This window comes from Arthrobacter sp. R3-55, assembly GCF_054161505.1.
This window is the reverse complement of record NZ_CP096423.1, coordinates 2,614,497-2,633,135: the sequence shown is the minus strand read 5'-3', so window position 1 is coordinate 2,633,135 and position 18,639 is coordinate 2,614,497. Positions and strand designations below refer to the sequence as shown.

Below are 18,639 nucleotides of genomic sequence, written 5' to 3'. Positions count from 1 at the left end.
CGCGTTCTTAAGCGCGGAGCATCGCCCACACACTGGCCCCCGCCCTTTGCTCGCAACAGGGGCGGGGGCCATTCCATGCCCAAAACGGACGTCAACAGAGAGGTTGTCTTCATGCAAAGCGCAAGCACAACAACACTTCCCGGCACCACAGAACCATCCGCAGCCACCCGCCGCAAGACTGCCCTCGCGGTGGGTATCGGCAACTTCATGGAATGGTTCGACTTCGCCGTTTATGGCTTTTTTGCCAGCATCATCGGGAAACTGTTCTTCCCCGAAAGCACCCCGATTCTTTCCCTGCTGAGTGCGTTCGCAGTCTTTGCCGTGGGCTTCATCATGCGCCCCCTGGGAGCGTTTATCCTTGGCCCCATTGGTGACAAGCATGGTCGCAAGGCTGCGCTCGTTTGGTCGGTTCTGCTCATGGGCGGGGCGACGACCGTCATGGGCCTGCTTCCTACATACGCAGTGGCCGGCCTTCTGGCCCCTATTCTGCTGGTCCTGCTCCGTTGCGTGCAGGGTATCGCCGCTGGTGGCGAGTGGAGCGGCTCGGCCGCCTACCTGGTGGAAAGCGCCCCAAACAATAAGCGCGGGCTTTATGCGAGCCTCATCTCCGGTACCGCCGCCTTGGCGTTCATCGTCGGAAGCTTCGTTGCGCTTGGTCTTAGCTCTGCACTTTCCCCGGAAGACCTATCGGGCTGGGGATGGCGGCTCCCGTTCCTCCTGGCAGCACCCATGTCCCTGGCCGGACTCTATATCCGCATGAAGCTAGGGGATACTCCCGTCTTTGAGAGCATGAAGTCGCAAGATCGGTTGGCTGGGTCACCTCTGGCCAAGGCAGGCACAAAGGGCCTCAAACCGATCCTGATCACGTTCGCGTTCTCCAGCGTCTCCGGGCTCGGCATCTATTATTTGGCGACGTACATGAACAACCACCTGACCACCTCGCTTGGGTTGGACCGTGCCTCAGCGCTAACGCTCAGCGGTGCCGGCCTGTTCATCTATCTGTTGTTGTGCCCTTTGGCGGGCATCCTGTCTGACCGCTTTGGTCGTCGCAGCCTGAACATTCTTGGAACCGTGGGTTTCGTTGTGCTGTCCATCCCGTCCTTCCTGCTCATGGGAACAGGGAACGGCGTGGCAATCGTTGCAGGGCTTATTCTCTTCGGGGCCTGCCAGGCACTGTGCAGTGTGACCAACGTGGTACTGCTCGTGGAGCTCTTCCCTGCCTCCACCCGGTCCAGCGGAAGCGCACTCGGGTACAACCTGGGACTCGCTATTGTGGCCGGGCCAGGACCGCTGATCGCAGCAGGGCTGGCAAGCTCCACCGGAACGTCGACGTCGGCGGCTTGGTACATGGCAGTGGTGGCACTCGTAGCCGCGCCGATCCTGCTCAAGTGGCTTCCGGAGACTTTCAAGAAGGACATCCATGCTGGTTAGCCGACAGGCACGGATGTCGTCTCCTCGAGATCAGGCAGTGAGTACAAACCACACGACAGAGGTATACAAATGATGTTGCTCAACCGAATTCAGCCAATTCTGAAGTCGATCCAAAACGCATTCTGCGATGGCCTGTTTTCGTCTATGACAGTGCTCCCCGCGGGGGACTTCCCCCAGGACGTGGATCATGACAACCCGGTAGGTACTTTGCCGGGTTGAGTCACAATGCGGGCATCGATGGCTCGTTCGCCTTTCCGATTCTCCTGAGTCGAGCTACCTTACCTCGGTCGTTGCCTTAGCCTGCTTAGCAGGCAGGCTCGAGTGGTTTAGCCCCGCTTGTTGCCGGTGACAAGTTCGTCGGCGGGGAAGGGAGTCAACCGTTTGAACCACACCTGTAGGTCTTCGGCAAAAGCTTCGATTTCCTTCGCTGCGTAGTGAGCAGGATCCCAGGCGGCAAAGAAGTGGACTACGAGTGGTTTTCCTTGGTGAACCACGAAGGCATGCTGCAGGTCATAGGCGGCAGGCTCGATGACGACCGCATTTCCGCGACCCGCTGCTGCCATGGCTTGGGCAACGATGGGATCTGTAGTCGTCGTCGCCAATGACAAGTCGAGGCCAGCACGATCGGCGGTTAGTCTTACCTGGCTTTCCACGGCCCTGCCGTACCCCGGCAACAACACCGGATAGCGTACGACCTCAGCCAGTTCGGCGTTTCCGTCTTGCACTGGGAAGGGTGGAGTCCCTGAGTACTGAACTTGAATCAAGGTCGAGCTCAAGGTGTGCGAGGCCAGGTGGGCCGGAGGCTCGGAGGTATTGATGGCTACATCCGCACCCTTCCTGAGTTCCCCATAGACCTCCGATGGAATAGCTGCACGAATAGCGGCAACGGGCGCCCCACCGGCTATGAAAGGGGCGATGAAATGATGAGCCGTCATTTCCGGGCACGTCAATGTGAAGGACCTGGCCCCGAAGCGCAATGCCTCCATGACGCCGGCAGCTCTTTCGAGGCGGTTGCGCATATCCAAAGCCATCTCCCGCAGATGGTCACCCGCTGGAGTCAGGATCATGCCGGTGGGTGTCCGTCGAAAAAGTTGCACCCCGAGTTGGCGTTCGAGCGTGATCACCCGGCGCGAAACCGCAGGTTGCGAGATGTGCATCGATGCCGCCGCTCCGCGAACTGACCCAGTCTCGGCAACGCCCAAGAAATGCATGACGTCCACGTAGTCCATAACTTCAGGTTATCACCTGAAGCTGAAATGGTATTGGACAGTTATCACTCCGGATCCGAGGATGGAGATATGCATCACACGCATGTGGGGATGCGGTGGGAGGAGCTCGGAGCTCCTCCCACGCCAGTGAACCCGAGTAACACCGGAGCTGAACCATTCTCCGTTCACGCATCTAGCCTGCCGGTTCCGGTCAGTTGATCCGGACCCCAAGTCTGAACAAGGAGCACCCATGAGCACCTACATATTGCAGTCCTCCAATCACAGTTCCTCCGTCACTCCGGGGGTGAGCATCTGATGCGACTTTCTGTATCTGAACACTCACCGGGGGTGCGTCGAAACCTGGTAGTTGGAGCGCTGTCCCTCGGCTTGGTCGCTGCCTTGTCTGGCTGCGGCAACACTTCAGGTTCAGCCAACGCGGCGTCCGAGACGACGCCGCGGATTGCCTACTTCATGGGAGAGCGATCGAACAGTTACATGTCCGCTTCGCTCGAGGGAATCGAAGAAGTGGCCAAGAAGTACGGTGGCACCGTGACAGCCTTCGACGGCAACTTCGACCCTGCCACCCAACAGGCGCAGATCCAGGACGCTCTGGCGTCCGGGAAATTCAACGCGTTCATTGTCGGCCCCGTCAACAACACGGCTCTTGTCCCTGTGCTTGAGGATGCCATCGGCCAGGGCATCAAAGTCGCAAGTAACGGCTTTCCGCTGGGGCCGGATATCGGCACCAACAAAGCTCAGCTCCAGGGACAGGTCATGAGCGCTGTTGGATCGTCGACTCGCTATGGAGAGTTGATCGGTACCGCCACCGGGGAAGCCTGCGCAAACAAGAACCCCTGCAAAGTGGTCTATATGAGCGGTGATCCCAAGATTGCTTTCGAGAAGATCAAATTCGAGAGCTTTGAAAAGGCCATCAACGGGTTCAAGAACATTGAGGTGGTGACCAGGGTCCAAAGTGAGTATCTGGCTGACCCGGCCCGTCAAGTGATGCAGGACGTCTTGCAGTCCCACCCGGACATTGACGTCGTGGCCTCCAACGGCGATCAAATGGCGGACGGTGCAGCTCAAGCAGGTACCGCGGGCGGCGGCCACTTTGTGGTCATCGGACAAGGAGCCAGCGATATCGCGTACAAGGGAGTCCAATCCGGAAAGTGGTATGCGTCCGCAATTGGCCTTCCCAAAGACGAAGGCGTCCTCACGGCCGAAGCAGTCGCCAAGGCACTCAAAGGTGAGGACGTCTCGCCTGACTTCGCGGACCCCGCGGCCGTGGCCGGCTACACCAAGGGACTGCTGACCAAGGAATTTATTGAGCAGCACCCGGACTTCAAGCCGCAGTGGTCAGGCTAATGAACCACCAGACATCAGAACAGGTTTCACTCAAACTCGGCACGCCACAGCGCGACGATGTCATTGTGGCAAGAGGCATCTCCAAGCGCTTCGGTGGCGTTCTCGCACTGGACAGTGTTGATGTGTCTGTGCAGCGCGGGCAGGTCCATGCCCTCGTTGGCGAGAACGGCGCAGGGAAATCGACCCTGGGCAAGCTAATGGCTGGTGTTCATCTTCCGGATGGAGGCTCTCTGCTGGTGGACGGACGAGAAGTTCGGTATGGCGCACCCAGAGATGCGCTCAATGATGGGATCACCCTCATTGCTCAAGAGCTTGCCTTGGTTCCCGAACGCTCTGTCCTTGAAAATGTCTTTCTGGGCGCCGAAGGAGGGACGGCTGGCTTCGCGTCACGCAAGAACCTTCGTGAAAGATACGAAGAGCTGAGTGAACGTTCCGGGCTGAGGGTGGATCCCCGCGCCCGGGTTGGCTCACTTCGCGTCGCTGCGCAGCAGAAGATCGAGATACTGCGGGCGCTTGCGCGAGGGTCGAAAGTCATCGTAATGGACGAGCCCACGGCTGCCCTGACGCGGGAGGAAGCTGGTCAGTTGCTGCAAATAATTGATCAGCTCCGCAGCCAGGGAACCACCATTATTTATGTCTCGCATTTCCTCCACGAAGTACTGGAAATCGCAGATCAGACGACGATCCTTAAGGACGGGCGCTTGGTCCGAACCACCCTGGCGAGAGACGAAACCCCGGACACCCTCGTACAAGCGATGCTGGGTCGGGCCGCGTCTGTTGCATTTCCTGAGCGTCAACGCCCAAAATCTGATGCACCCGTGGTCTTGGCAGTTGACGATCTTAAAAGGGGCTCAGAGGTCATCAACGCCAGCTTCGAAATCCGGGCTGGCGAGATTGTTGGCATAGCCGGTCTGGTGGGTTCAGGTCGTTCTGAACTGGCGCGCCTTATTTTCGGGGCAGACCGCCCCACGGGCGGCAAGATATTCGTTCACGGCAAGGAAACCCGGTTACGGTCACCACGGGCAGCTGTCCGTGCCGGGATTGCCATGCTGCCGGAGAGCCGCAAGGACCAAGGCCTGGTTGTTGGAGCGACTGTTCGAGACAACGTGCTCATGGCACACCGTCCGACGGTTTCGAAGTGGGGCATTATTCAGTCAGCGAAGGCACGAAAGGTTGCTGAACGCACCTTACGGGACGTGGGTGCAACAGCCGGGCGACAGAATGTTCCCGTTTCAACGCTTTCGGGCGGAAATCAGCAGAAGGTCGCCTTGGGGAAGTGGCTAGTCAAACGCCCCGACCTGCTGGTTGTAGACGAACCGACTCGAGGCGTCGATGTCGGAGCGAAACGGGCCATCTACGAGTTGTTGATCAGATACGCCGCTGAAGGTATAGCAATACTTCTGATCTCGTCAGAACTTGAGGAAGTGCTCGGCCTGGCACATCGCACGCTAGTCATGCGACGGGGAGAAATCGTGGACCAAGTAGACGCCGATGACGCGACAGAGGAGATCGTCATGCCGATGATCTTGGGTACAGGGAGAAAATCATGAGTGGAAAATTGGATGAATTGCGGCCCACTAACTCCAATGTCGGTCTTGCCAGATTCAGATTCAGCCGCGGCAACCTGAGCGAGTATGGGATCATACTCAGTTTCCTGGTCCTTACGGTACTTGTCTCTGTATCAAGCGACGTCTTCTTGACGCCAAGAAACGCTTTGAACATCTTCGACCAGTGGGCACCTGTGGGGATCATCGCCCTCGGGCAAACACTCGTGATTATTGCAGGCGGATTCGACCTATCAGTGGCAGCAATCTTTGCCGTCGGTGGCGTAATTGCGGCACAAACCACGAATACGACCGGTTCAGTAGTGTTGGGTTGGCTCGCCGGGGCTGTTGCAGGCGCGGTACTTGGTGCCATCAACGGTGGTTTGGTGACATTTGGGCGGATCAACCCACTCATCGCCACCCTGGCTACGTCTTTGGCCTTCGGCGGACTTGCTCTTGTCCTGACAGGGGGCACTCTCATCACTGTGGAAGACCAAGCCTTCAGAATCCTGGGAAGGGACAGTTTCCTGGGCATCAAATGGACCATTTGGCTCTTCCTGACGGCGATCATCATCGCAGGCATTGCCTTGTCGCGGAGCAACTTTGGCCGCTACATATTCGCCACAGGCGGTAACAGCGAAGCTGCACGGCTATCCGGAATTCGGACAGCCCAGATTTCTGCCGCTACCTACGTCATTTCCGGCCTATGCGCCGGAGTGGCGGGCGTCATCGTCGCAAGCCGCATCGGAACCGGTCAGGCCGACGCGGGTGCTGATTTCGCACTCACGTCCATCGCTGCTGTCGTCCTGGGGGGCACGTCCATCAAAGGCGGCTACGGTGCTATCTGGCGCACCGTGCTGGGTGTCCTCATGCTCGCCGTCATCGGTAACGGGTTTAACCTGCTTGGGGTCAACCCCGTCTATCAGCAAATGGTTATGGGAGCAGTCATCGCATTGGCTGTAAGCATCGACGCCTGGGCAAGGAAGCCGGAGTAATTGTGATGACAGTCGAGAGCGGGACAGTGTCCTATTCATCCACAAGCCAAGGCAACAAGAAGAGAATGAACTTGCACATGCCAATAAACCACACATCTCCCGCTCGCGCAGGATTGAATTCATGAGTGTCGCACCGGGGCGGGTCGCTGGTAGGGTGGCGCTGGTTACGGGAGCCGCCAATGGAATCGGCCGGGCAACTGCGATGCTACTTGCCGAGGAAGGTGCTGCTGTTGCCTGCGTCGATATTGACGGGCACCGGGCGGAAGCAGTAGCCGGGGAAATCGTCGCTGCTGGCGGACGGGCCTTTGGTTGGGCCGCCGATGTTTCCACGATCGAGGGCACGCAATCAATGGCAGCCGCGACAGTAGAACGATTCGGCAGAATTGATATTCTCCACAACAACGCTGGCATCGCCGGTGTCTATGAACCCGTTCATACGTACCCGGTGGAAACGTGGGACAAGGTGATTGCCACGAATTTGACGAGCGTGTTCCTCGGATCGAAGGCCGTCCTGCCCTTCATGCTGCAACAAGGAACCGGCGTCATCATCAATACGTGCTCGGTCTTTGGCAGTTTCGCCTCCCGTACGTTGCCCGCCTATCACGCGGCCAAGGGCGGTGTACTCATGCTCACGAAGCAGATGGCTGTCGACTACGGCCCGGCAATCCGAGTCAATTGTATTTCGCCGGGAACAATCGACTCGGCAATGATGCGTTCGGTCATTGCACAATCCGACGATCCAGCCTCCCGTGAGCAGGAGTACAAGGACTCGAACCCAGTCCTTAAACGGATAGGGGATCCGCGGGAGATTGCTTATGGCGTTCTCTTTCTGGCCTCGGACGAGTCTTCCTTCATGGTCGGTGCCGACCTCTTCATGGGCGGCGGCCAAGGGCTCTTTTCCTCTCCCTGACAACACAGCCACCCGCGCCGCCTTTAGGGTTCGCTGGCCTCTCAGCCACCCGTGGTACTCAAACGTACCCAAAATTGATCGTAATTCAGAGAAAGATGACAATCAGGTGAGTTCAACTATCAACCCAAACATGAACCTCGACCTTCGCGGGAGAGTTGCCCTCATCACCGGCGCTGCCCGAGGACAGGGGCTTGTCACTGCCGAGTACATGCAGTCCCTGGGTGCACGCGTAGTGCTGACGGACGTCGACACTGAACCCGGATTGGAGGCGGCGAAAGAGCTCGGCAACGGAGCCGTCTATATTCCCCTCGATGTCTCCGACGCCGAAGCATGGACCGAATGTGTGGCAGAAGCTTCCAAGGTGTTCGACGAAGCGCCCACCATTCTGATCAACAATGCCGCTTTTTACAGGCCGGGGGAGGTAGCAGACGTTTCACCAGCTGATTTCATGAGCCACATCAGCGTCAACCTTCACGGTGCCTTGCTCGGGATTCAAGCCCTGCTGCCGGCAATGACCCAGGCCGGCCGTGGGTCCGTAGTGAATGTTGCCTCTGTGGCGGGTTTGGGCGGCTTCGAGGGCATTGTGGCATACAGCGCGTCAAAGTGGGGTTTACGAGGTCTCACGAAGGCCTGCGCCAAGGAACTGGGCCCCCGTGGAATCCGGGTCAATACTGTGATTCCAGGACTGATTGAGACACGGATGGCTTCCTTGAATTCGCCAGAAACCAACGCCGCCTATATAGCGGATTCACCGCTGCAGCGCATCGGTCAACCTTTCGAGGTTGCCACAGCTTCAGCATTCCTGGCTTCCGATTCAGCAAGCTTCATCACCGGAGCCGAACTTGTGATTGACGGAGGCCTAACACTGTCGTGAGTAAAAAGCGCATAACCAATTTCAAAACTAAGCAGAGGACACCATGCCACTGAATCTCCCCGGAGGGAAAAGACTGGCCGTTAACATCGGACCAGACTTCGACGCACACTCGGCGTGGCACGGAGCTTTCGCCAGGAATACGCCGTCTTACCTTTCACGCGGCGAGTTCGACGCCGAGGTAGGTGTTCCCCGGCTGCTCGCGCTCTTCAACAAATACGACATCCAGGCAACCTTCTTCACGCCAACCCACACCATGGCCACGTTCCCAGCCCGGCTCGAGGACGTTATGGAGGCAGGTCACGAGATTGCTGCCCACGGCTGCTACCACGAGAATATTCCGAGTCTGGATCCTGACGAAGAGCGCCGGCTGATGGAAATCTCAATCGGCATGCACGAAAAGTATGTCGGCAAACGCCCCCGAGGTTTTCGATCGCCGGCATGGGACTTCAGTGATGCAACGTTTGACATTCTCGAGTCATGGGGTTTCGACTACGACTCGTCACTCATGGGTCGAGATTTTCAAGCCTATGTGCCGCGCAGGGTGCACATCGACCTGGAGAAAGGAAACACTTTCGGGGACCCCGTGAATTTGGTCGAGCTGCCAGTCTCTTGGTATCTGGATGACTTCCCGCACCTCGAATTCATACCAGGCATAAATCACGGTCCATTCACGATAGACCAGCTCGCCAAGGACTGGACTGCCCAATTCGACTACGCATACGAGTTTGAGCCCGGCGGTGTATTCTGCCTCACTGTCCATCCTGGAACTATTGGCCGCGCTCACCATCTTGTTGCCTTCGAACGATTCATCCAACACGTCATCAAGCACGATGACGTCTGGGTCACCTCATTGGCAAACGTGCGGGACACGTGGTCAACGTAATGCGCCATCTTCGCGGACCGGGACCCGGCATTGAGTTCGTTCCGTACGAATCCAAGGCTGCAATCAAATATCGGATGCCAGCAGATACAACTAGGGACAGAGAGCAGTAAGTGAAAGAAGAAGCCTTTTTCATTCAGGGTGCTCAAGGGCAGATATCGGTCGCCATCGACGAGTGGGGCATTCCTCACATCGAAGCAGGAAGCTCACAGGATGTGTTCTTCGGACAAGGCTTCGTGACGGCCCGGAACCGAATGTTTCAACTGGACTGGTGGCGCCGCAAAGGTCTAGGCAGAATCGCTGAGATTCTAGGGCCGGATTACATAGAAAGGGACCGCGCTGCACGTCTTTTCCTGTACAGGGGAGATATGCGTGCTGAATGGCTGGCATACGGGAATGACACCCGACGGATCATTGAGGCGTTCACAGCCGGTATCAATGCCTGGATTGATCTGACTCACAAGGATCCTTCCAAGCTGTCACCGGAATTTGAGCTCTTGGGATATCAACCTGACCGTTGGGAACCCAGCGACATCACCAGAATTCGGAGCCATGGTCTCTACGCAAACCTGGAACAAGAGGTTAAACGTGCGGTCACCATCCGCGACTTCGGACTAGGCGCCGAAGAACTCCGGCGCCATTTGAATCCGCCGGTGAAGCTAGCCATCCCTGACGGCCTCGATCTCGACCTTATTAGCGAGGACATTCTCTCGGTATACCGACTAGCCACAGGCCACGTTGGTGTCAATGAGAATCAAACACCAGCCCCGGAAGGAAGCAACAACTGGGTCGTTTCCGGAACCAGGACCTCTACAGGGCGCCCAATCCTAGCCAACGATCCGCATCGAGCCATGACAGCCCCCTCACTCCGGCAAATCGTTCACCTCAAATGCCCTGAGTTCGACGTCATCGGTGCTGGCGAGCCACAATTACCCGGCGTCTCGATCGGGCACAACGGCGCCGTTGCATTCGGTCTGACGATCTGGAATGCCGATCAAGAAGACCTGTATGTCTATGAAACGCACCCGGACGATTCTTCGCTGTACCGCTACAACACCACATGGGTTCGAACGGAAAAGCTTGTCGAGTCCATCGCCGTCAAAGACGCCTCACCAGTGGACGTCGAACTTGAATTCACGCGCCACGGGCCAGTCATCCATACTGACCAGAACCGTACGGCATCCTTCGCAGTCCGCGCGGCGTGGCTCGAACCGGGCATGGCACCCTACTTAACGAGCCTTCAAAACCTCAAATATCGGAGTGCGACCGATGTACGCAGCGCCCTCAACAGGTGGGGCGCACCCGGAGTCAACCACGTCTATGCCGACACCAATGGCTCGATCGGTTGGTCACCCCGCGCACTAGTGCCCATCCGACCAAACTGGAACGGACTCCTACCCGTGCCTGGTGATGGTCGTTACGAATGGGACGGATTCCAGGACGCAAGCTCGCTGCCGAACATCATGGATCCGGAACGAGGCTGGGTGGCCTCAGCAAACGAAATGAACCTGCCAGACCCGAACAATTGGGACCCCGTGGAAATCTCCTACGAGTGGTATGCGTCCTACAGAATGGAACGAATCTGCGAAGTCCTGGGTGACAGCACCGCCGTAGATATCTCCGGCTGCATGAGCCTCCAGAATGACTACGTCAGCCTCCCCGCACGGGAAATCTGCCGCCATCTGCCTGACCGTCCGTTCGGCTCGAACTTGGCTGAGACCGGTCGTCGTATGCTGAGCGCATGGGACGCCCGCATCACCGCGGAATCCGGGCCAGCCACACTCTTTGAGCGATGGGTCCGAGGCCCACTTAGGAAGTACTTGCTTGCTGATGCTTTGGGCGGTCTTGTCGAGGATCGCGAAATTGCCGACGCAGTGATGAGCATTTCTCCGAAAGAGGACGTCATCGGTGATCTGACCATCGACTTGGAGCTGTTTCGCCAACTATCGCTCGATCCAGAGCGCTTGGGCGCCGTCATCGAAACTACGCTTGAGAAAGCAGTAGCAGACATGCGGGTGGAATTCGGCGAAGACCCGATCAACTGGGAATGGGGCAATGCAAACCAATCGATGATTCGGCACCCCCTGTACCCAATCCTGGATGCCGGCGAGGAATGGCTCTCGATTGGCCCACGGCCCAAGTCAGGTAACTCCGAGACAGTCGGTCTGGCCGCTCCGACCCCTGCGACGGGATTGCAAGCCACAGGTGCCTCATTCAGAGTAATTGTCGACGTCGGAGACTGGGACCGCTCTGTCGCCATCAACACCCCGGGGCAAGACGGTGATCCCCGGAGCCCCCATTACTCGGATCTCTACGATCTCTGGCTCAAGGACGGTTACTTCCCCTTGCTGTACTCAAGTAGCGCTGTGAATGCCCACACGTCGTCCCGGCTAGTGATCAATCCCGAATAGGGGGGGCAGGACGCTCGGCGCACCTATGGTCCCGGATTTTGATCGGGACCGTAGGTGCCGCACTGAGGGGAGTCTAGTTCGCACTCAGAATCAGACCGGCCACAGACGTCCCTTTATCAATAGGAGCGCGCTCGGCTCGCTGGCGAACCTGACCGGCACATCGACGTTGGCGTCCCGCCTCATCTTGTGGCTGAACTCTTTCCAGTCATGTCTTTTCGAAACCCCGCTGCAGGTTAAAGTCTCGTTCGGCTAAGAGGGACGGGCGTCTGACTTTCCCGGGCGTACCTCCAAACTTAAGCAACAGCAGCACGGGGTGCTGGCGTTCTGGGTTCAAGGGGGTCGACAGCGTAGGCGCGAACGCGGTCGAACTAGCCGAACCACTTCCGGGGCCACTAACCAACCTTCCTGGACGATACCCAGACGCAAGAACGGACAGTGGACCGCTGGGCAGAACTCCTTTTCAGCTGATCTTAAGGAGCCCCTTTTCGGCTTCGGCCTTCAGTGCGGTGAACAACGGCTGTCGCAACTCTGGCACAGGCAGGTCCGCTTCAGGGTGCCACTGGATGCCGACTGTCCAGTTGTCGTCCACCGACTCGATGGCCTCAAGCAGACCATCATCGGCCACAGCGGTGATACGCAGACCCTCGGCGAGGAAATCGACGGCCTGATGGTGGAAAGACGCTACCGGAATCCGGGATACACCGTTGAATGCGACGGCAACGCGGCTGTCCCGCTGGAGTTCCACCTCATGGACGGAGAAGTCCCTGGCGCCTTCTTCGCTTTTGCTTACATGTGAGACGCTGCTTGGTCCCAAGTCGACGTGCAGGGAACCGCCATAAGCAACATTGAGAAGTTGCATTCCACGGCAGATGCCCAGCACAGGGATTCCATGGTCTATGCCGTACCTGATGACAGCGAGGTCAAGGCTGTCTTGTGCCTCATCAACGCCAAAAAGGGAAGGATCCTCGGCCGATGCACCGAATAGGACCGGATTGACGTCGCCACCACCCGGGAGTACGAAGCCTTGGCAGGAAGCGAAGGTTGCCTCGAGCTCCGCATCGCTGGCTGGACCGATAATGACGGGTTCAGCGCCGGATTCCTGGATCAGGGCGACCACTGCATCAAAGGCCCTTTCGGCCTCCTGCATGACCGGGTCCGAAGCTCCGCAACTGAGGCCAGAGAGGCGGATTGGAATGCCAATCCTGGGGGAGTTCGTTGCAGATGTGGCCAAAATATGCTCCTGAGCGGTGTCGACCAGTTTTAAATGGTTGTGGATAAGTTTAGGTATTAGGTACGAGCCAAATACCTTAACAGAATGACGGCACTCGCTAGCTCCTGTCAATTGGATACGACGCTCCCGTGGAGGCTATCCTTGCTCAACTCTTGACACCTGAAAGTGTGTCATGTTTCATAGTTGGAAGGTCAATGGACCAGACCTCAGACCTTTACACCGAAGATGGGCTGTCCATTCACTGCGGCCTAAGTCGCACCTGCAGACCGCCGCCCTTTCTCACTACTCCCTGGAGCTTTAGATGAAGAAGCAATCCCTAGCCGCCGTCGCCTTGACGATCGGTGCCCTCGCCCTCACCGCCTGCGGTGGCTCGGCAAACTCGAGCTCGTCCAGTAATGCCTCCGCCTTCGGAGACTGTAAAGTCACTGGGCAGCCGGACAGCATCAAGCTCAAAACCCAGAAACCCGATGTCCTGACGGTCGCCGTCGTACTGCCAAACCCAGGCTGGTCCAATGGCACCAGCCCGGACACGGTCAAGAGCGGATTCGAGTACTGCATGGCCGCAGATATTGCCCACCGGGCAGGACTCAAATCGGTCCAGCTGAAAAACTTCGCCTGGGACCAGTTCATCTCTGGGACCGCATCAGGCTACGACATCGGACTGGCAACGGTGACAATCACCGATAAGCGGAAGGAAGTATTTGACTTCTCGCAGCGGTATTTCTCATCAAACCTTGGCATAGCCACCAAGAAGGATTCAAAGGTCACCGCGGACACCCTCCGTGACTCAAAGATCGCCGTTCTGCAAGGCAACGTTGGCGCACAGTGGGTGGCGGACGTGCTCAAGCCCACCAAGTCGGCCGCAGTCTTTCAGTCCGCCGCGGATATCTTCACAGCGCTCAATGCCGGGCAGGTCGACGCAGTTGTTACAGACACAACGATCGCTCTGACCAGCGTTAAAGAAACGGGCGGTGCTCTGGCCGTAACGGGGCAGATAGCTCTCGACCAGGGCTACGGGGTTGTGCTTCCTCGCAACTCGGAGAATACCTCGGCCGTCGACAAGGCCATCGGCGACCTGGATTCTGACGGGACGTTGAAGACTCTGGCTGCAGACTACCTTCAGCCGACGTTCGGAGTTGACCCCAATTCCGTCCCGTTCTGGGTAGTGAAGTGACCTCGGTTGCTGCCTCGCCTCTAGCTGCGACCCCACGTCTCAGCCCTCCGCCTAAGAGTCGAGCGCTTTCATCGGCAGCGGCCGTATTTGCCTTGGTCCTTGTCTTGGCAGTCGCGGCCCTCGGTGCAGCAGCCATGAATGGAGCCGAGGAGGGCACCACCCCCTACGCTATTGGCTGGCTTTTGAGTACTGTCGGTGTGCTCTTGGCTGGGGCGGTGCTGTGGATCGCAGTGCGGTCACTGCGTCGGTCTCTTCGCGCGTCCAAGGAAGTGAGTGAAGGGCGGATTCTCGACGCCCGGGCGAGCGGTGCATCATCGCTCCATGATGCAACGTTCACCTTCGGTCTTGGCATTGCCGTCCTTATAGCCATCACCGGTGCAGTGATGCTCACCGTAAACGACGCAGTCATCCAGAAGACGTTCCTCCGCTGGGATTTCATGGCTGAAAGCGCCGGGGACGTCCTTGCGGCCTTCGGCCTGAACATTTGGATCGCCGTCATCACCGAGATTTTCGTCCTCGCATTCGGGCTGCTGCTGGCAGTAGCCCGCCTTGCCCCTGGAAAATCCTGGCGCCCGGTACGGGCCATTGCCATTGCCTACATCGACTGCCTGCGGGCAGTGCCGGCAATCATCGTCATCTATCTGGTGGGATTTGGACTGCCGCTACTACAGCTACCCGTACTGTCGGACCTGCCGCCGGAATGGTTCGCCATCATTGCGCTGACTCTGACGTTCAGCGCCTACACCGCCGAGACATACAGGGCTGGCATAGAAGCCATCCACCCGTCACAGTGGTCCGCTTCCCGTTCGCTCGGGTTCTCCTTCGGAAAGACACTGCGCTTCGTCATCTTGCCTCAAGCCGTGCGGGGGGTCATCCCGCCCCTGCTCAGCTTGTTCATCTCGCTACAGAAGGACACTTCGCTGGTAAACATTATTGGCACGATGGACGCGTTCAACCAGGCCAAGTTCTATTCATCGGCGAACTTCAACCTTTCGTCAGTCACAGTAGTGGCCGTCCTCTTTGTCTTGATCACCATCCCGCAGACCCGCTTCGTTGATTGGATGCTGGCGCGAGGCGTTTCCCGCCGTGGACGAAAGGGAAGCAAATAATGTCTTTCATTGAATTGGTCGGCCTGCACAAGAGCTACGGCGCCCATACCGTGCTACAAGGTATCGACCTGCAGGTCGAGCAGCATCAAGTCGTCACTCTGATTGGTGCCTCCGGATCCGGAAAATCCACCCTGCTGCGATGCATCAATGCCCTGGAGCCGATAGATACAGGCGAGATCCGCATTGACGGAGACGTGGTCAGTGGATCCGGCGTGAATGTCAACAGTCTTCGCCGGACCGTGGGGATGGTATTCCAGTCCTTCAACCTCTTCCCGCATATGAGTGTCTTGGATAACGTTGCCATCGGTCCCATCAAACTCCTGGGACTTCGCCCTGAGGTCGCGCGTGAACGTGCCTACGCGCTACTTGAACGGGTCAACCTTGGAAATCGCTCGAGCTATTTCCCGGAGCAGCTTTCCGGTGGTCAGCAGCAGCGCGTAGCGATTATGCGGACACTCGCGATGGAGCCCAAAGCTGTGCTCCTGGACGAAATCACTTCCGCCCTTGACCCGGAGTTGGTGGCCGAGGTCCTTAACATCGTTCGTGAGCTCGCGGCGGATGGGATGACCATGATGCTTGCAACCCACGAAATGCACTTTGCTCGCGAAGTATCCGACCTTGTCGTCTTCTTGGAGCAGGGACGGCTCCTGGAGCAAGGGCCTCCGGAGCAGGTGTTTGGTGATCCAGTGCAACCACGCACGCGTGAGTTCCTTCGCCAAATTGTGGAGGCCGGCAGGCTCTAAATCTGGATTCATCCACGAGGTACATCCAACCGTTGGATTGGTTGTCCCGCGCCCGGCAGCGCTTCCTGAGGGGAGGCCTGCCGGGCGTTCTTTGTGGGCTTTCACTTATGAATGTGGAATTTTATGCGCATGCAGGGCATGAAGAATCTGTGGGCAAGACCGGAGGGGCCACAGCTCACGCAGGGGCGACAGGTGATCCCGGGAAGTCGGTGCCGTGACCTGGCAAATGTTCCTAGGTCTCACCAAGGGAACATCCCTACGTGACCTGTTCAGTTTCAGATTTGAGTATCCTCAGGATCTCGTGACGCGTGTGCTCAATGTGATCCAGCATGGCTTCATGTGCGAGCAGGGGAGCCCTGTCCTTGATGGCTTCGAACACACGTCGGTGCTGACGCTGATCATCCTCGACGGGATCGGGATGTTCCAGCATGTCCGCCGGACTGAAGAACTCGCTGCGCGCATTTCGAATGGCAGCCTCCAGCCGCTTACTCCCTGCCGCCCTTGCTACTGCATCATGGAAGGCAGAATCTGCAAGCCTGTATTCGGCCCGATTGGAAGCGGCGGCCTGTTGGTTGATGGCGGCCATCATGGCCTCGAGGTCGTCTTCAGTTCGCCGTGTGGCGGCCAGAGTCGCCGCGTGGGACTCCATTGCAACCCTCACGGTGGTCAGGTCGTCCAGCTCTTCCTCTTGCTCCAGAATGTTGCGACGCCACTCTGCAAGTGGCTGGCTCAAGGCCGTCACGAAATTGCCTCCGGTCTTGCCCCGCCGGACCACAATGTAGCCCTCCTCTTGCAGTTGCTTGAAGGCTTCCCGGAGGCTCACCCTTGCTACGCCCAGGGATTCAGCAAGTTGCCGCTCCGGCGGAAGCCTGTCTCCGGGTCCTAGTTCGCCTCGCCGGATCAATCCCTTGACGTACTCTGCGACGCCTTGCGGAACTGACACTGAATTCACTTCTTTGGGCATGGTTCCATCTTAAGGCCAAATAGCGATGCCGGGTTGCTCGCCAGGCCGTGTTGGTGGTGTGGGAAGATTTCTGCGACGATCCGGCTTCCGCTAGTTCGATCTTCAGCTACGCAGGCAGACGTCGGGGCTAACCCGGAGTCTGCCTGCGCATTTCGTATAACCCCATGACACCGTTCGGAAGGTGAAAGGGAAGAGCTTTCCTACGCCGCGACTGTCTCGTGGAGCGGGGCTGCGGGCAGCTGCGGCAGTGTGCGCTGCCACACGTAGCCGCTGGACCTGTTCTGGAAGCACTGCTACGAGGCGACCTCGGTGAGTCAGCTGTGCGTTGGCATCGGAATCAACCCACCGAGCCTGTATGCGGCGTTCGGCAGCAAAGCGCAGCTGTTCATAAATGCCGTTGATCACTGCGAGCCCATCTTCTTGGATCCGGAGTGGAATACCTTCGATCAAGAACCTCGTGTCGCGGAAGCCTTCAAACGATTCTTCGAAGATTTCGTGGACGTCATAACAGCGCCAGGACCTCATCTCGGGTGCTTGGTAGTCCATTCTGCGGTGAGTTTGGAAGACCGCGAAAGTGACGTCGCACGCGCACCGCAGCTAGGGGACGAGGCAGCGCGTCATTTTCAGGGCAAGCTCGATTTCGGTGTTCGAAGCGTCCAGATCCTCGCTGGGATGGATACGCTCGCGCATGCCGTCAACATGATTTCCGAAGGACTCGCACTCCGAACGCATGATGGCACGTAGGTGGTGACTTGAAAAGGTTTAGACGGGAAATCCTGTGGTTGACTCTCGCACGACGAGTTCTGTTCCGATAAGTGTGTGGCGGGGGGATTCGCCGGCTATCCCTGCGAGGAGCAGCCGGACCATTTCGCGGGTGATGTCGTCAAAGCGCTGGCGCATGGTGGTCAGGGAAGGGCTTACGGCCGGGGCTATCGAGCTGTCGTCGAATCCGATAATGGCAATCTCTTGGGGCACCTTGATGCCGCGGTTGCTGAGTTCGTCGAGGGCGCCTGCGGCCATGAGGTCGTTGGCGACGAAGACAGCATCGATGGTGTTGCCCGAATCCAGAAGCCTAGCCATGGCGAGGGATCCGCTGGAACGCGTGTAATCGCCCTCGGCGGTGATTGGTGTGCTTTTGCCTATGGCTAGTTGGTAGCCAAAGAGGCGCAACTTGGCGCCGGCGATGTCGGCGGGGCCTGTGATGGTTGCTAGGGCTGACCGGCCGAGAGAGAGAAGATGTTCGGTTGCTCGGCGTGCGCCGTCGACTTCGTCTGAGGAGACGTAGCTGACGGTGTCGGGCACGCCGGCAGGTATGCCGCAGACAACCAATGGAACGTTGGCTGTCGAAAGTTGTTCGAGTATTCCGTATTCGTCGTGGGCGGAGACCAGAAACGCGCCATCGACTTTGTTCGACTGGATCATCTCGATGGCGTTGGCCCGTTCTGTCGCTGTGCCTGCAATGAGCAGGCACAGCGACATCCCGGTTTTCTCGAGTACCGCTGCGATGCCCTCGATGATGACGGCAAAGTTGGGATCGGTGAACAGGCGGACTGCAGATTCGCAGAGCACCAGGGCGACCAAGTTGCTGTGCTGCCGGCGGAGGTTTCGGGCGTGTCCGTTCACTCGGTAGCCGGTAGTTTTAACGGCAGCCTCAACTGCGCGGCGGGCTTCGTCACTGACCCATGGCTTACCGTTCATCACCCGTGAGACGGTGCCTCGCGAGACGCCTGCCGCTGCTGCGACGTCGTCAATCGTGGATCGCACGCGGGGTACGGGGTGGTTGATGGCCATGGGTCTATT

The 18,639-nt window shown here is 58.1% G+C and carries 16 protein-coding genes; 12 read left to right on the top strand and 4 right to left on the bottom strand.

Going from position 1 to position 18,639, the window contains the following annotated elements:
• The first annotated feature begins 111 nt into the window (after positions 1–111).
• The gene (locus tag M1D51_RS12155) at positions 112–1,431 is read left to right on the top strand and encodes an MFS transporter (protein ID WP_458106671.1); all 1,320 of its coding nucleotides are present in this window, start codon (positions 112–114) and stop codon (positions 1,429–1,431) included.
• Between the two features lie 326 nt (positions 1,432–1,757).
• Here the strand turns inward: M1D51_RS12155 and M1D51_RS12150 are convergent, their stop codons facing one another.
• Positions 1,758–2,660: a LysR family transcriptional regulator gene (locus M1D51_RS12150; RefSeq protein ID WP_458106670.1), complete on the bottom strand. Its 903-nt coding sequence runs from the start codon at positions 2,658–2,660 to the stop codon at positions 1,758–1,760.
• Between the two features lie 327 nt (positions 2,661–2,987).
• Between M1D51_RS12150 and M1D51_RS12145 the strand changes: the two genes are divergently transcribed.
• The 7 genes from M1D51_RS12145 (at position 2,988) to M1D51_RS12115 (ending at position 11,618) form a co-directional block, all read left to right on the top strand.
• Positions 2,988–4,004: a sugar ABC transporter substrate-binding protein gene (locus M1D51_RS12145; RefSeq protein ID WP_458106669.1), complete on the top strand. Its 1,017-nt coding sequence runs from the start codon at positions 2,988–2,990 to the stop codon at positions 4,002–4,004.
• Positions 4,004–5,554 carry a sugar ABC transporter ATP-binding protein gene (locus tag M1D51_RS12140; protein WP_458106668.1) on the top strand — a complete coding sequence of 517 codons (1,551 nt, stop codon included), beginning with the start codon at positions 4,004–4,006 and terminating at the stop codon, positions 5,552–5,554. Before M1D51_RS12145 ends, M1D51_RS12140 begins: the two co-directional genes overlap by 1 nt.
• Positions 5,551–6,543 (top strand): ABC transporter permease, encoded by a 993-nt coding sequence (locus tag M1D51_RS12135; protein WP_458106667.1) that lies wholly within the window; start codon positions 5,551–5,553, stop codon positions 6,541–6,543. Before M1D51_RS12140 ends, M1D51_RS12135 begins: the two co-directional genes overlap by 4 nt.
• A 121-nt stretch (positions 6,544–6,664) precedes the next feature.
• A complete protein-coding gene (locus tag M1D51_RS12130; RefSeq protein WP_458106666.1) occupies positions 6,665–7,453 on the top strand; it encodes an SDR family NAD(P)-dependent oxidoreductase in 789 nt (262 codons plus the stop codon).
• Positions 7,454–7,583: 130 nt separating this feature from the next.
• The gene (locus M1D51_RS12125) at positions 7,584–8,327 is read left to right on the top strand and encodes an SDR family NAD(P)-dependent oxidoreductase (RefSeq protein WP_458106665.1); all 744 of its coding nucleotides are present in this window, start codon (positions 7,584–7,586) and stop codon (positions 8,325–8,327) included.
• Between the two features lie 43 nt (positions 8,328–8,370).
• The gene (locus M1D51_RS12120; protein ID WP_458106664.1) at positions 8,371–9,210 is read left to right on the top strand and encodes a polysaccharide deacetylase family protein; all 840 of its coding nucleotides are present in this window, start codon (positions 8,371–8,373) and stop codon (positions 9,208–9,210) included.
• Positions 9,211–9,320: 110 nt separating this feature from the next.
• A complete protein-coding gene (locus M1D51_RS12115) occupies positions 9,321–11,618 on the top strand; it encodes a penicillin acylase family protein (RefSeq protein WP_458106663.1) in 2,298 nt (765 codons plus the stop codon).
• A 460-nt stretch (positions 11,619–12,078) separates the two neighbouring features.
• Here the strand turns inward: M1D51_RS12115 and M1D51_RS12110 are convergent, their stop codons facing one another.
• The gene (locus M1D51_RS12110) at positions 12,079–12,765 is read right to left on the bottom strand and encodes a gamma-glutamyl-gamma-aminobutyrate hydrolase family protein (RefSeq protein WP_458106662.1); all 687 of its coding nucleotides are present in this window, start codon (positions 12,763–12,765) and stop codon (positions 12,079–12,081) included.
• 385 nt (positions 12,766–13,150) lie between these two features.
• Between M1D51_RS12110 and M1D51_RS12105 the strand changes: the two genes are divergently transcribed.
• From M1D51_RS12105 to M1D51_RS12095, 3 genes are all read left to right on the top strand, one after another.
• A complete protein-coding gene (locus tag M1D51_RS12105; RefSeq protein WP_458106661.1) occupies positions 13,151–14,023 on the top strand; it encodes an ABC transporter substrate-binding protein in 873 nt (290 codons plus the stop codon).
• Positions 14,024–14,127: 104 nt separating this feature from the next.
• The gene (locus tag M1D51_RS12100) at positions 14,128–15,132 is read left to right on the top strand and encodes an amino acid ABC transporter permease (RefSeq protein WP_458106660.1); all 1,005 of its coding nucleotides are present in this window, start codon (positions 14,128–14,130) and stop codon (positions 15,130–15,132) included.
• A complete protein-coding gene (locus M1D51_RS12095) occupies positions 15,132–15,875 on the top strand; it encodes an amino acid ABC transporter ATP-binding protein (protein ID WP_458106659.1) in 744 nt (247 codons plus the stop codon). The genes M1D51_RS12100 and M1D51_RS12095 overlap by 1 nt, the downstream gene beginning before the upstream one ends.
• Positions 15,876–16,131: 256 nt before the next feature.
• Here the strand turns inward: M1D51_RS12095 and M1D51_RS12090 are convergent, their stop codons facing one another.
• Positions 16,132–16,839, bottom strand: coding sequence for a FadR/GntR family transcriptional regulator (locus M1D51_RS12090; protein ID WP_458106658.1), 708 nt, complete (start codon positions 16,837–16,839; stop codon positions 16,132–16,134).
• Positions 16,840–17,148: 309 nt separating this feature from the next.
• On the opposite strand from M1D51_RS12090, the gene M1D51_RS12085 reads away from it, so the two are divergent.
• On the top strand, positions 17,149–17,583 hold the full coding sequence (locus M1D51_RS12085) for a TetR/AcrR family transcriptional regulator (protein ID WP_458106657.1): 435 nt from the start codon (positions 17,149–17,151) through the stop codon (positions 17,581–17,583).
• Positions 17,584–17,601: 18 nt separating this feature from the next.
• On the opposite strand, the gene M1D51_RS12080 is transcribed toward M1D51_RS12085, so the two are convergent.
• Complete coding sequence (locus M1D51_RS12080; RefSeq protein ID WP_458106656.1) at positions 17,602–18,630, bottom strand: LacI family DNA-binding transcriptional regulator; 1,029 nt, start codon at positions 18,628–18,630, stop codon at positions 17,602–17,604.
• Between the last annotated feature and the right edge of the window lie 9 nt (positions 18,631–18,639).